Annotated in this window: 9 protein-coding genes and 2 rRNA genes; 5 read left to right on the plus strand and 6 right to left on the minus strand. The window is 42.6% G+C overall.

Features of this window, described 5'->3' with window-relative positions; genetic code table 11:
- Nucleotides 1-60: 60 nt before the first annotated feature.
- Both rrf (MB380_RS00490) and rrf (MB380_RS00495) read left to right on the plus strand, forming a co-directional pair.
- Nucleotides 61-172: ribosomal RNA gene (gene rrf / locus MB380_RS00490) — 5S ribosomal RNA — on the plus strand.
- A gap of 76 nt (nucleotides 173-248) precedes the next feature.
- Nucleotides 249-388 (plus strand): 5S ribosomal RNA (gene rrf, locus MB380_RS00495).
- 73 nt (nucleotides 389-461) lie between these two features.
- On the opposite strand, the gene MB380_RS00500 is transcribed toward rrf (MB380_RS00495), so the two are convergent.
- From MB380_RS00500 to purB, 6 genes are all read right to left on the minus strand, one after another.
- A complete protein-coding gene (locus MB380_RS00500; RefSeq protein WP_409014641.1) occupies nucleotides 462-2,087 on the minus strand; it encodes an IS1182 family transposase in 1,626 nt (541 codons plus the stop codon).
- Nucleotides 2,088-2,633: 546 nt separating this feature from the next.
- The gene (locus tag MB380_RS00505; protein WP_253532006.1) at nucleotides 2,634-3,149 is read right to left on the minus strand and encodes a hypothetical protein; all 516 of its coding nucleotides are present in this window, start codon (nucleotides 3,147-3,149) and stop codon (nucleotides 2,634-2,636) included.
- Nucleotides 3,150-3,279: 130 nt separating this feature from the next.
- Entirely contained in the window at nucleotides 3,280-5,589 is a 2,310-nt protein-coding gene (locus MB380_RS00510; protein ID WP_253532008.1) for a DUF5916 domain-containing protein, read from the minus strand.
- Between the two features lie 68 nt (nucleotides 5,590-5,657).
- On the minus strand, nucleotides 5,658-6,611 hold the full coding sequence (locus tag MB380_RS00515; RefSeq protein WP_253532010.1) for a D-2-hydroxyacid dehydrogenase: 954 nt from the start codon (nucleotides 6,609-6,611) through the stop codon (nucleotides 5,658-5,660).
- 43 nt (nucleotides 6,612-6,654) lie between these two features.
- The gene (locus MB380_RS00520) at nucleotides 6,655-9,600 is read right to left on the minus strand and encodes a DEAD/DEAH box helicase (protein WP_253535488.1); all 2,946 of its coding nucleotides are present in this window, start codon (nucleotides 9,598-9,600) and stop codon (nucleotides 6,655-6,657) included.
- Nucleotides 9,601-9,804: 204 nt separating this feature from the next.
- Nucleotides 9,805-11,148 (minus strand): adenylosuccinate lyase, encoded by a 1,344-nt coding sequence (gene purB, locus MB380_RS00525; protein WP_253532018.1) that lies wholly within the window; start codon nucleotides 11,146-11,148, stop codon nucleotides 9,805-9,807.
- A 207-nt stretch (nucleotides 11,149-11,355) separates the two neighbouring features.
- Here purB and MB380_RS00530 point away from each other — a divergent pair, with 207 nt between their 5' ends.
- The 3 genes from MB380_RS00530 (at nucleotide 11,356) to MB380_RS00540 (ending at nucleotide 13,838) form a co-directional block, all read left to right on the plus strand.
- The gene (locus MB380_RS00530) at nucleotides 11,356-12,069 is read left to right on the plus strand and encodes an MIP/aquaporin family protein (protein WP_253532020.1); all 714 of its coding nucleotides are present in this window, start codon (nucleotides 11,356-11,358) and stop codon (nucleotides 12,067-12,069) included.
- Nucleotides 12,070-12,199: 130 nt separating this feature from the next.
- Nucleotides 12,200-12,877 (plus strand): helix-turn-helix domain-containing protein, encoded by a 678-nt coding sequence (locus tag MB380_RS00535; protein WP_253532022.1) that lies wholly within the window; start codon nucleotides 12,200-12,202, stop codon nucleotides 12,875-12,877.
- 265 nt (nucleotides 12,878-13,142) lie between these two features.
- Nucleotides 13,143-13,838, plus strand: coding sequence for a tetratricopeptide repeat protein (locus MB380_RS00540; RefSeq protein ID WP_253532023.1), 696 nt, complete (start codon nucleotides 13,143-13,145; stop codon nucleotides 13,836-13,838).
- The last annotated feature ends 85 nt before the right edge of the window (nucleotides 13,839-13,923 follow it).

Genomic DNA, 13,923 nt, shown 5'->3' on the forward strand with positions numbered 1-13,923 from the left:
GGCCAATAAGATATTCAGGATTCGGTGTTAGTTAACTAGCGAAAGAATCATTAAGATCTTCATGGTGTCAATAGGGCGGGTGAACACCTCTTCCCATCCCGAACAGAGCAGTTAAGCCCCGCACCGCTGATGGTACTGAGTTCATACTTGGGAGAGTAAGTAGACGCCAGTTTTTTATTCCAAAGACCGTTACGAAAAGTAGCGGTCTTTTTTTTGCATTTTGCCCAACGCAAATCACAAAAGATTTTCATGGCGTCCATAGGGTGGGTGAACACCTCGACTGCGCGTCCCGTTCCCATCCCGAACAGAGCAGTTAAGTCCGGGGACGCCCAGTCCGCACCGCTGATGGTACTGAGTTCATACTTGGGAGAGTAAGTAGACGCCAGTTTTTTATTCCAAAGAGGCTGTCCAAAAAGGGGCAGCTTCTTTTTTGGGTTCAGATAGGAATGATTCGGGTTTTACTAAGCGGCGTAGCGATATTTTATCTCGTAAGATTCAAAAAGTACATAAATAGTCCTATTTTGAGCGGTAGATACTGAATTTTGTTGGTTTTCTTGTTCAGACAGGCGTTTTGCTGCCCACTTTCTCAGATTATGCCCGATAGCCATCAGGCCAAACTCAATACCTACCTTCTGAAGACCCCTTAAAGTAAATCTTGAGAACTTGTTATTACTTTTCATCTGTCCGAAGACAGCTTCTACCTCTATGGGTCTTTTACTTCGGTGCTTAAGTCCTTCTTCTGAGAGTAACCAAGACCTTGCCTTTGCTTTCAGTTCATTAAGTCTGGGATTGACCTCTATTCTTCGGTTGACTTTACTTTTATGGCACATCCCTCTTAAGGGGCATCCATCGCATCGCTTGGCCTGATAATACCTGACACCGGACTCATAGCCATTGCTGCTTGTCCTTTTACCTTGGCCGACACATGCCATTCTTTGACCCATGGGGCATACATAAAAGTCTAAGGCTTTGTTGTAATACAGATTCTGAACCAAAAATGGATTGTTCTTCTGTGATCGTTTCTGCTCTTTATGAAAGTAATTGTACTTCACATACGCTTTTATGGCTTTCTCTTCAAGCCACTCATAGTTCTGTTCACTACCATAACCTGCATCGGCCACTACCTCTGTACTTTGCTTGCCGTATTGCTCCTGAAAACCCTCCAGGTGGTGGGTAAGTGTGGTGGTATCTCCTGCTGTCTGATGGATGCTATAATGGGTAATAAACTGGTTCTCGGTACTAATCTGACTATTATAGGCTGGTTTGAGTTGACCATTCTGCATATGGTCATCTTTGAGTCGCATGAATGTGGCCTCTTCATCGGTCTTGCTATAACTATTCCGCTCGCCAAGCGTCTCCAACTGCTGTTCATACTTCTCTAAGCGGGGCAAGTGTTCATCTTGCAGTTGCTTTATTTGCTTTTGCGCCTGTTTAGTACTACCCTTTTGTTTACTATTCAACTCTGCAAGCTTGTTCTTAAGTTCGGTGCTGTCTATGGGTTTGGGGGTCTCTATTCTATTTAGCTCGCCCTGGTCTTGCTTAATCTGTGATTCTATCTCTGATAAGACAGACTGGATTTTACCTTCCAGTTTAGCTTTGTTCTTCTCTACTGACCCTTTCCATACAAAACTGTAGCGGCCAGAGGCGGACTCTATTTTCGTACCATCCACATACTGCAAATCCAAACTCACATATTGCAATTCATGAAGCATCCGTACTACTGCTGCAAACAGGCTTTGAATATGGCCTTTTAAGCGTTTACCCCGAAAGTAGTTAATGGTCCGGTAATCAGGAGTGCTGTTACCCGACAACCACATCAAGTGAATGTTCTCCTGTAAGGCTTTCTCTATTTTACGGCAGGAATAAATATTCGAAAGGTAGCTGTAGAATAATACTTTCAGGAGCATCCGGGGATGGTAGCTGCTGGTTCCCCCTCCTTTGTATTGGGAAACAAGCATGCTTATATCCAGTCCGTCAACGACTTCGTTCACGAGGCGAACCGGGTGATTCTGTGGTATTCTCGAAAATATATCTTCCGGAAAAAGACTTAATTTATTGGCCGGTAACGATTTAAAATGTATCTTCATCTTCTCTTTGTGTTGCACCTCTAAGATAACACTTTTTAGAGGAACAAAGAAAAATCCCCGCGTCTTTTTTGACCGGGGATTCCTATTTTTTAGACCTTTTTAGACAGCCTCTTTTTTTTTGCATTTTGCCCAACGCAAATCACAAAAGATTTTCATGGCGTCCATAGGGTGGGTGAACACCTCGACTGCGCGTCCCGTTCCCATCCCGAACAAAGCAGTTAAGTCCGGGGACGCCCAGTCCGCACCGCTGATGGTACTGAGTTCATACTTGGGAGAGTAAGTAGGGCTCAAGCGAAAAAGTTGGGGGTTAAGCATAAATCTTGGCGAGTCTAAAGAGGAAGAAAGGGCTCAAGCGAAAAAGTTGGGGACTACGCATAAATCTTGGCGAGTCTAAAGAGGAAGAAAGTAATATTTCTTACCCCTCTGAACTGGTTTTGGAATGTTTCAATCTGAGCCTTGACAAATACGTATTTAGCGCCTTTATAGACATCAAAGAAGTATAGAAAACCTCCTGTCCTTTTATTTCTCGCTCTCAGTATATTTAAATCAAATCGTTTCAATCTTGTCTTCAAAGGTATCCTCCTCAGAATTATAAGTCTTCGGAGCTGACTGTTGGTTATCCTCAAATTTATTATAATAGCGGTCGTAATCTTTATACTTGCGGTTACGATTATCTTCATTATAGCGTATGTCGCGCTCGTCATAGTACTCACGGTCTCTTCTATCGTCATGATACCTTCGCTCTCTTTCTTGATAATAACGGTCGTCACTCCAGCGGTGGCAATGTTCATTACAATCATATCCGCGGCTGTGGTAGTGGCGCCAACCTCTTCCACCTCCTATAATAATCGGTGGTGGTATAACGTATACCCTTGGGCTATAACCCCACGAAAGACCAATTACCGGTGGTGGTACGACAATCCGAGGGACAATCACACGTGGAATAACTCGTACATAAGGGCGGTAGTTATACCGATATCTGTATGCCCTTCTCTGGGCATTTGTTTCGGTAGCGAACAAAAAGCAAAGCAGAATGAAAAGAGAAAAAGCATTACGTTTCATGATTCAGTTCGTTTTTGTAAATAATGCGCTTGCAAGCATAAAGGTTGCATGTTGCGATTTTTAACAAAGACAATTAATTGTAATATTTTCCCTATTTCTATATTTTTTTAGCCGGTTTAGAATTAGCTATCTATATATTTAGCCAATAGGTCATTTTTAAAATCAGCGCGCGGTTTTTAGGAGCCCATGCATTTACGTAGTACCTGCTAATGTTTTCAGCAAAGTAATTATCAGTATAAACCAGAAATACATCACTCACAGGCCTGAATCTCCATTGCAAACGCGAGTTTATATTGATGTTGTTGGTTTGCGTGTTATACTGAAAGAACGTGCTGAAAAACAGGCTTTTTGATATTGCCAGTTCGGCCCTGGGCCCCAGCAACCAATATTTTACGCTGTTGTATGGTTTTGGCAGGCGAATGTCAGTAAAGTTGCAGGCTACAGTTAATATGCCGTACGGCTGGAATCTATACGCAATGCTGCTTTCCCAGATTGTAGCATTACCATTAAAATACTTGCCCTTACTGAAGTCAAAAGTACCATTTAAGGTATATCGCTGGCTACTGGTGTAGCCCATATTGAAAAACCTGGAGCTATAATTACCAACGGGCAACTCTACAACATTCCTGAAAGCATCCGGATTCGGATTATCAGAGGCATTAGTTGGGTCAAAAGTTTCAAACAAGTGAGTAAATTGCCAGCTGTAGGCTATATAGGCTTCATCTCCTGCAGGGCTGTTAGCAAAAACAAACAGGTTAGACTCACTGTCGAGCAACTTTCCTTTCAAATCAAAAACATCAGAACCTTCAGACCCTACCCCATAGGCATTTATATATCTGGATATATTCTTCGACTTCGGGTTTAATATTACAGTAACCGGACGAAACAACTGCCATATACCCGTGCGAGGCACAAAGCCTACGTCTGCACGGTAGTTTTTACCTATCCGCTGTACACCAAAATTCAAGTCTATATTGGGGTGATGATACCCCATAAAATGTGCTGCGCTGGCAGCATCTTTGTTTTCATTGGGCGAGAACGACTGATGATAGTAGGATTCAGCTTCAAAACGGCTGTCTTTAGAGTAGTAGTTAAATTCAAGGCCACCAACCCGGTTATATTTTCTGTAACTACCTGTTTGTTCTTCGTTTAAATTACCAAATACATTTTCTTTATCTGTAAAAATAGCACCAATGGTTGAGCGGTCCAGAATCTTTCTTTGCACTGTGGCCACAGAATAATTGGCAGCAGGCAGGTATTTATTGTTACCGAAGCTCACGCGTTTGGTCTGCATATTCATGAGGCCTATGCGCCATTTATCGTTTAACTTGCCACTCAGGCGTGCACCGGCCAGGATAGGCACCTGCTGATTGAGCCCCGTATTTGGGTTACGGGTAATGCCTATACGGCGAGAGAAGAACGGTCGGGTATCGGGGAAACCGAAACTGCCGAACAGGTCGTTGTTTTCCAGAAAGAACTGGCGCCGCTCGGGGAAGAATAACTCAAAGCGGCTCAGGTTTGTTACCTGTTTATCCACCTCAACCTGTGAGAAATCCGGGTTTATTGTTAGGTCCAGGTTAAGCGATGGCGTAACAGCCACTTTGGCATCCATACCTATTCCTTTTGGGTAGCCGGTAGTTGTTCCGATAGGGCTCAGGTCTTCTTCATTTCGGGGGAAGTCTTTCTCAGCAGCCAGTGAAACGTACGGAATCACAGATACATTGGCACCCGGCTTGGGCGGTTTTTCATCCCAGACCATCAGACCTGTAAAGGCCAGGTTACTTGGTGCAAAATTACGTGGAACGGGCCTCCAGCTAGACTGTTCGTTTGTTTTTAATACAGTTCTGGTAAAGTTTACGCGCCAGCTGTTTTCTCCATCGGCCACTTTATAACGTATTGTCTTGAAAGGAATGGCCATTTCAACCACCCAATAGTCATCGAAGTTTTTAACGTGCGAATACCACTTATTATCCCAGAAATTAGAGATTTCTTCTCCGTTAAAAACCAGTCCTTCACGCTGCACCCCATAAGGGTTGGTAACAAACTGAAAAGCATTAAGGCGATCTTTAAAAGTATCCAGGTTCACGGCAAATACATCGCTGGTACCGGGCTCAAAATCTCTTTTGAGCGATGCAATGGTGTAGGTATTACGTGGTTGGTAGCAAACGGCACCCACATACAAGAAGTTATCATCAAAAGATACGCGTACTTCCGTTTGTAATTGGGCAAAAGAAGTATCGTAGGGGCGTTTCAGGAAAAAATTCCCGGCCACGTCGGCGGTTTTCCAAATCTCTTCATCTAAATGCCCGTCAAGTTTAATCGGGGCAACAGATTTTTTAATATGGATAACGTATTTCTCGTCGTTTGAGGTTTTGTTTTCTTGTGCAATCAGGTTCAAAGCGCATAAAAATATTCCTACGGCTAAGTAAAGTTTTTTCATAAAAGTGTATAATACGGATAGTACTTTAATGCAAAGATACTATGTAAACAGATATAATTTCATGTTTATCATGAAACCACATTTACTGGCTGCCCCTTCTGATAGGCCGCAATATTGTTTGCTATACCATTTAAAAGCGCCTTGCGGGCATCTACCCCGGCCCATGCAATATGTGGCGTTATGATGCAATTCTGAGCTTTTAGAAGTGGGTTATCATGTGCCGGTGGTTCTGTAGAAAGTACATCAAGCCCGGCACCGGCAATTTGGCCTGCGTTTAGTGCATGGGCCAGATCGGGTTCATTAATTAAACCCCCGCGGGAAGTATTAATTAAAACTGCGTTTGGCTTCATAAGACCTATAGAAGCCTGATTGATGAATCCCTGGTTTGCGGTTGTAAGAGGGCAATGCAAAGTAAGGAAGTCGCTCTCTTTCAGAATTTTTTCTACCTCGCATAGTTCTACGCCTTCCATCCCGCCTTTGGTAAGGTCTCTTTTATTAGCCAGTACTTTCATGCCAAAGCCCAGGGCAATGCCCGCTACTTTTTTGCCGATATCGCCAAAGCCCACAATACCCAGCGTTTTACCCTCCAGTTCAATTAAAGGCGAATGATAAAAACACCAGTCGGCAGATGATGGCCAGGTCTGGTCAATATTATTGGCATGTTGCGCAACGCGGTTGGTAAAGCTTAATAATAATGCAAATGTGAGCTGGGCTACCGATGCAGAACTATAGCCACGCACATTGGTAACTATTATGCCTTGCTCTTTTGCCGCCGCCACATCTACAATATTATAACCGGTGGCTGTTACTCCAATGTATTTAAGATCAGGCAACTGGCTGATGGTATCTTTATCCAGCGGGCATTTGTTGGTCAGAATAACTTCTGCGTCTTTGGCACGTTCAATAATCTGTTCTTTAGGCGTGCGGTCATAGAGTGTTACCTCACCCAAATCATTCAGAACCGATAAATCAAGGTCGCCAAGGATGTCTATTGTATGGGCATCAAGATATACTATTTTCATACGTTTGTTCTTTTAAGGTTGAATGGTTTTGCACAGCCGGCCACTATGCCAGTAAATTCATTATGTCTTCTTTTGATAGAGATTTCACAAAGGTTTCTTCGGTGGTAATCAGGTTATCGAACAGCTTCCTTTTGTTTTGCTGCAAAGCCAGAATTTTTTCTTCTACCGAGTTTCGTGTAATAAACTTATAGGTAAAAACGGTATTTTGCTGGCCTATTCTGTGCGCTCTGTCTACTGCCTGGGCCTCAATGGCCGGGTTCCACCAGGGGTCAAGCAGGAAAACGTATTCGGCTGCAGTAAGGTTAAGGCCTAGCCCCCCTGCTTTTAATGATATCAGGAATATCTTAATGTTCTTGTCATTCTGGAAGCGGTCTACCTGTTCCTGGCGGTTAACCGTAGAACCGTCCAGATAACAGTAAGGTATTTTGTTTTCTTCCAGATATCGCCTGAAAATAGCTAGGTGCTTCACAAACTGGCTGAACACCAACACCTTGTGGTTTTCGTCTACAATGGTTTCTAACCTTTGCAGTACTTCCTCATCTTTGCCAGAGCTGCCGTCATAATTCTCATCAATCATCACCGGATTATTAGCCAGCTGGCGTAGCTTGGTTAAGCCCTGCAAAACTACCATCTGCGACTTCGCCAGCCCATCCTGCTCAATCTGTTCAAGAATAATGTTGCGATAGTAAGACTTGGCCTCTTCATAAGTTTTTTCCTGTTCTTCCGTCATGTCGCAATAATGCACGCTTTCTACTTTGGGCGGAAGCTCCGTTGCCACCTGCGACTTATGCCTGCGCAACATAAAAGGTTTAATGAGACTATAAAGGTGCCTGGTCTGTTTTTCGTCCTGATGTTTTTCAATGGGAATCTGGTATTCATTCTTAAAGAAGTGCTGTGTACCCAACAAACCCGGATTAATGAAGGTCATCTGTGTCCATAAATCCATTGTACTGTTCTCAAGCGGAGTACCCGTCAGTATCAGCCGGTTGGCACTATTCAATTGCATTACTGCTTTTGAGATGAACGATGTCGGATTTTTAATAGACTGCGACTCATCCAATATCACATAATGAAAACGGTAATCTTTAAGTAAATCAATATCCAGCCTTACAATGCCGTAAGATGTCAGAATCAAATCATAATTATCAAACTGCCGGGTGTTTTTCTCGCGGTACGTACCGGTGTAAACAAATGCCTTCAGGTCTGGTGTAAATTTCTCTATTTCTTTCAGCCAGTTATAAACCAATGACGTAGGCATTATCAACAGGGTAGGATGTTGCGCCAGCCCCATTTCTTTCTGCGACTGCAAAAATGCCAGCGTCTGAATGGTTTTACCCAAGCCCATGTCGTCGGCCAGGCAACCTCCAAACTTGTATTCCGATAAAAACCGCAGCCAATCGTATCCGGCTTTCTGATAGGGCCGCAAGGTTGCTAACAGCCTTTGTGGGGTATCATACTGACTGATTTTCTCAAAATCGCGGAGTCTTTCCAGTTTTCTGGTAATAACCGAATGCGCCAGTCCTTCGTCGGTAAGGTCTTGCACCAGCACCAGGTGGTGTTTTTTCAGAATTACTTCATCTTCATCGTTTCGCTCTACAAAGCTGAACAGCTCTGAATAGCGGGTGAACCATTCTTCCGGAATCACGGCTATCTGCCCATTGGGCAAAACAAACTCGCGTTTATTGGCCATAATCAGGTTGCGCAGTTTCAGGAACGGAATCTCAAACTCACCGAATCGCACTTTTGCCTGAATATCAAACCAGTCGTTTTTCTCTTCAATGTTTATTTCAATGGCCGAGTACCCCAGAAAATACTGTTTCTGGCTCAGGCTGTTTATATCTTGTTTTACCTCAAAATTGTTTTCTTTAAGTAGTTGTGCATTTTTTTGTAACCAGGAAAAAGCCTGAGGTTTCAGGAACGACATCCGTCCCTGTCGTAAATCAAGCCCCCATTCTTTCAACTGGTTTATTTGCTTGCGCTCATAGGCCAGGTCGCGCTTTACCTTATGGAAAATCCAGTCGTTGCCGTTTTTTTCTACGTTTACGTAGGCTTCGGCCGAGAAACTGTCGAAACGAAAAGTATAGCTGCCATATTGAAATGCCAGGTCAAAAACTATTTTGCTTTCTTTTTCATCTTTTTCGTCTTCGTCCTGTTCAAATAATGAGGCCAAAACTTTCTGACTACTGGCTACTACCTCACTTATTGTCAGCAAAGGTTTAGATGTATGCTTCTCAAATCGTATTTCAAAACCCTGTGCAAAAACATCGAACTGCGCTATGAGCGGGGCTATGAATTTTTGATAATAGGTCTCCTCAATGTTACGCGGTATAATGATATGATTTTTGTTCAGGAACGGCCGTAGTTTTTTGCCGTCAACCTGTTTTTCAAAATGGTATAGTTTATCATCAATGAGCAGCCAGGCGGGTTCTTCACACAAAATGCTGGCATTCTTAAACTGAAACTGTACCCGTTCGCCCTGGTGTTTGATGGTCGGGAAATAATGGGTGTTTTCTTCATTACGTACAAAATTAAAGAATACCCGTGCACCTTCAGGTATGATTCTTACCTCTCTCCAGGTTGGGTCGCCGTCGGTACCCATTATAAAAACCTGCTTGGACATCAGCTTTTCTAAAATCTGAGCCCGGTGTTTTTCCATATAGCTATGAATGGTTTCCTGCAATAGTTTATCTCCTTTTTCGGTGTCGTAAACTTTCAGGAAAAAATCAAGCGGACTTATTTTTCGGGTACTGAATTTCTTTAAAATAGCTTCCTGCTGTATGGCATCTATCAGTTTCACGAGTTCAAAATCGGTAGAATCGAGCCGCTCTGCAAATTCTTTGATGTTCTTAGACGAAACGTTCTGGTTTTGAAGTGTAAGCTCTCCTTTGCTATTGAGCTGAATAATGAAAGATTCAAACAAAAAGCCCAGATACTCATGTTCAAATAATGAATATACGATTTGAAAAGGTTGTAAAGTTGATACTTTCATGTTTACAAAATAGGAAGCCCTGCCGCTTGGGTGTTTAGGAGAAACTTTTCTTATCTGTGTCATGGCGTGGACTTTGTTCATTCAACAAACTACAAAAATGACCATAGATTAGGTGATTTGCAAGGAAGCAGTAGAATAAAAAAAATGTAGCAACATGAAGAATCATGCTGCTACTGGTAAAGGGAAGAAAGATGAGGTTATGCCTTAAATACCGGTGTAATTAAACGGAGTAATACGGCGTAATTCGTACTTTACTTTTTCGCCCACATCTAGTGTGTCTATAAACTCCTTTATTTTCTTTTCAGTGATTTTCTCATTGGTACGGGTCAGCGACTTAAGCGCTTCGTAAGGTTTCGGGAAACCCTCTCTTCTTAAGATGGTCTGTATACCTTCAGCCACTACTGCCCAGTTTTCTTCCAGGTCCTGGTCTATGGCGTCTCGGTTAAGTTCCAGTTTGTCCAGTCCTTTCAGTATCGATTTCAAGGCAATTACCGTATGTGCCACAGGTACACCCAGGTTTCTTAGCACTGTTGAGTCTGTCAGGTCTCTTTGCAGGCGAGAAACAGGCAATTTGGCTGCAAAGTGTTCAAAAACGGCATTGGCAATACCCAGATTCCCCTCGGCGTTTTCAAAGTCAATAGGGTTAACTTTATGTGGCATGGCCGAAGAACCAATTTCGCCGGCTTTAATTTTCTGCTTGAAGTAGTTCATAGACACGTATGTCCAGATATCGCGCGAGAAGTCTATCAGTATATTGTTGATACGCTTAATGTTGTCGCTCATTGCGGCCAGCATATCATAGTGTTCTATCTGGGTGGTTTTCTGGCTGCGGCTCAGCCCGAGCTGATTGTTTACAAACGTGTTGCCAAATGCTACCCAGTCTGTTTGCGGATAAGCCACAAAATGGGCGTTAAAGTTGCCGGTAGCACCACCAAACTTGGCAGCGTAAGGTATGGTTTTCAATAAATCAAGCTGTTTTTCAAGGCGTTCACAAAAAACCAGAATTTCTTTACCCAGTTTGGTTGGCGATGCCGGTTGGCCGTGCGTATGCGCCAGCAGAGGTATATCTTTCCACTGTTCGGCCAGAAAATGTAGTTTTTCCAGCACCTGAGCAAAAATCGGTAGAATGTTATTATCAACGGCCTCTTTAAGTGAAAGCGGGATAGCCGTATTGTTAATATCCTGCGAGGTAAGCCCGAAATGAATAAATTCAGAGTACTGGCTGACACCGAGTTTCTCAAAAGCATCTTTTATAAAGTACTCAACCGCTTTTACGTCGTGGTTTGTAGTCTTTTCTATTTCTTTAATTGTAAGAGCATCTTCTTCCGTAAAGTTTAGGTAAATAGCTCTTAAGTCTTTGAAGAGCGATTTATCAAAAGTAGAAAGTTGCGGAAGGGGTAATTCAACCAATGCTATAAAATACTCTATTTCAACACGAACACGGTAGTAAATCAGGCCGAATTCTGAAAAATACTTCGCTAGGTCCTCCACTTGTTTACGGTAACGACCGTCGACAGGAGAAATAGCAGAAAGAGAACTTAAAATCATAAATATGTTATTTAAAATGTAGCCAATCTTCTATGGCAGAGATAATTAAAGGTTAAGATTGCTACAAGTAAAGTGGTGCATTACCAATTGAGGGTCTTTTGCTTAATTACCTACAAATTTAATGTTTTAATGGTAACGGAATCATGGTTCTATCAAAAAAAAAATTAAATTGCTCCACTTTTCAACCTATTCAACAAAACCTGATCAATGCAAACCTCTAATTTTATAGGAGAACTCGTCGGTACGCTTGTACTGATTCTACTTGGTAACGGCGTGGTAGCCAATGTATTATTAAAAGGCTCAAAAGGTGAAAATGCCGGCTGGATATCTATTACAGCAGGCTGGGCATTTGGCGTAATGACGGGTATCTTTGTGGCCCAGAAGTTCGGCAGTTCTGCCGCACACCTGAACCCCGCAGTTACTGTAGCCATGGCAGTAAAAACCGGCGACTGGTCTAATGTGGTGCCATTTATAACCGCCCAGGTTATTGGTGCTTTTTTAGGGGCGGTGCTGGTTTGGCTGGCCTATCTGCCGCATTGGAGCATAACAGAAGACAAAGGCGCCAAGCTGGGTATTTTTGCTACAGCCCCGGCTATCAGACATACAACAGGCAATATTATTGCCGAAGTAATAGGCACTATTGTGCTAATTATCGCATCATCATCTTTTTATAGTATGCCAGACTCCGGCTATGGCCCTTTGCTGGTTGGTTTTCTGGTGTGGTCAATTGGTTTGTCTCTGGGTGGGCCAACAGGTTATGCCATTAATCCGGCGCGTGATATTGGCCCGCGTATTGCACATGCTATTTTGCCGATACCCGGTAAAGGAACAAGCGACTGGGGCTATGCCTGGATTCCGATTCTGGGCCCGGTGATTGGCGGAGTAATTGCCGCGCTCATTCTGAATGCCTTTCATTTGTAAAGGCATAAATATTTTTCAGATGTTTGGGGTTTCTGAATAAACTTTTGCGACTAATATTCGTTTATTATAAACAGCTATTGCACAAAAGAATTGGTTTTTATATTTTTAAGAAACCAAAATCATTCTGGAAATGATATTGGATTATCCATTTGCCCCGCAGTCAAGAAATGATTTGAGGGAGCTCAGAGAGCTTGTCAGACACGGAGAAAACAAGCACGTTGAGTTTAAATTGAAGACGAACCATCCTGAGAAAATTATCCGTGAAATAGTTGCTTTCGCCAATTCAGACGGAGGCCAGCTCATCATCGGTGTTGGTGATGACAGAAGCATAAAAGGACTGAAATTTGCCGATGAGGATGAGTTTATTCTGCGCAGGGCTATAGAGCGGCATATTTTTCCGGCTATTGAGTATGACGTAAAACGCGTTGAATTGGAAGGAGACCGCGATGTGCTGATATTTAACATTCCGAAAAGCCAGGCCAAGCCCCACTATGTAGACCTTGACGGAATAGTGGAAAACCGAAGGGCCTACGTACGTGTAGAAGACCGCTCGGTACAGGCAAGCCGTGAAATGAGAGAAATTCTGAAAGGTGAACGCAAGGCACAGAATATCAGATTTCATTACGGAGACAAAGAGCGGACATTGATGAGGTATCTGGCAGATAACAAACACATTACAGTTGAAACCTACGCAAGTATTGCTAACATACCCCGTAAGATAGCCTCGCGCACACTAGTGGTATTGGTTCTGGCCAATGTCATAAAGGTTCAGCCACATGAGGTGCAGGATTATTTCATGGCAGCTTAAAAACGTATTAATAACCGGCCGGAGGTGTATTCTCCGGCTTTTTTATGAAGTTGCCAGGCAGCTGGTTGGCCACAGCCACTGTAAAACAAAGAAAATAGAATAAAGTGGCAAGATTCTGGTATATTTTTTATAAAAGAATACAACAAGTTCGGAATCAATTTTATAACTTTGCAGTCCGAAAATTCGCGGACATTCAAAAATTTTAATAAAATATCAGATTGCCTGATACATGCGCGTTCAGTCAATCAATCATTAGGTTTTAAAAATGGCAAAAAAAGACAAAACAGGAGTTGAGATTCTTGAAAATGCAGACGCTTTAAAGCAAGACTTCGGAAAAGCAGAAGGCTTTTTGAAAAAGAATCAGACATTGCTTGCCTATCTGGGTGGAGGTATTTTGGCTATAGTTTTAGGTGTTGTAGGATACAATTACTGGTCGAAATCGCAGGATGAAGAAGCACAGGTAGCTATGTTTAATGCTGTTTATGCATTTGAAGCCGATTCTTTAAAACAGGCATTGAACGGTACAGGCGGTAACGAAGGCCTCTTGAGCGTGGCAGAAAACTACGGCTCAACTGACGCCGGTAATCTGGCCCATTATTATGCAGGTGTTGCATTGGTAAAACAAGCCAAATACGATGAGGCTATTGAGCATCTGAAAAAATTCAATTCAGGCGATTTATTAGTTCAGGGCCGTGCCTTTGCCTTGATCGGCGATGTGTATATGGAGAAAAAGAATACCGAAGACGCGATCAGTTACTATAAAAAAGCAGCCGATTACAAGCCTAACAAGTCTTTTACACCGGGATATTTGATGAAACTGGCCGGAGCTTATGAAATTGCTAAAGATAATAAGTCAGCTATAGATACTTATACGCAGTTAATTGAAAAATTCCCTGAGTCAGTTGAAGTAACTAATGCGAAGAAATATAAGTCCAAACTCGAAGGCGTTGTCGGCGAGTAAAATTTGGTTATTGAGTATAATCAAAGGGATGAGCCGAATCAGGTTTATCCCTTTTTTAATAATTAATGTATCTGTTTATCAAGTA

It is taken from the genome of Emticicia sp. 21SJ11W-3, from assembly GCF_024138715.1.
In the GTDB taxonomy this organism is placed as follows: Bacteria; Bacteroidota; Bacteroidia; order Cytophagales; family Spirosomataceae; genus Emticicia; species Emticicia fluvialis.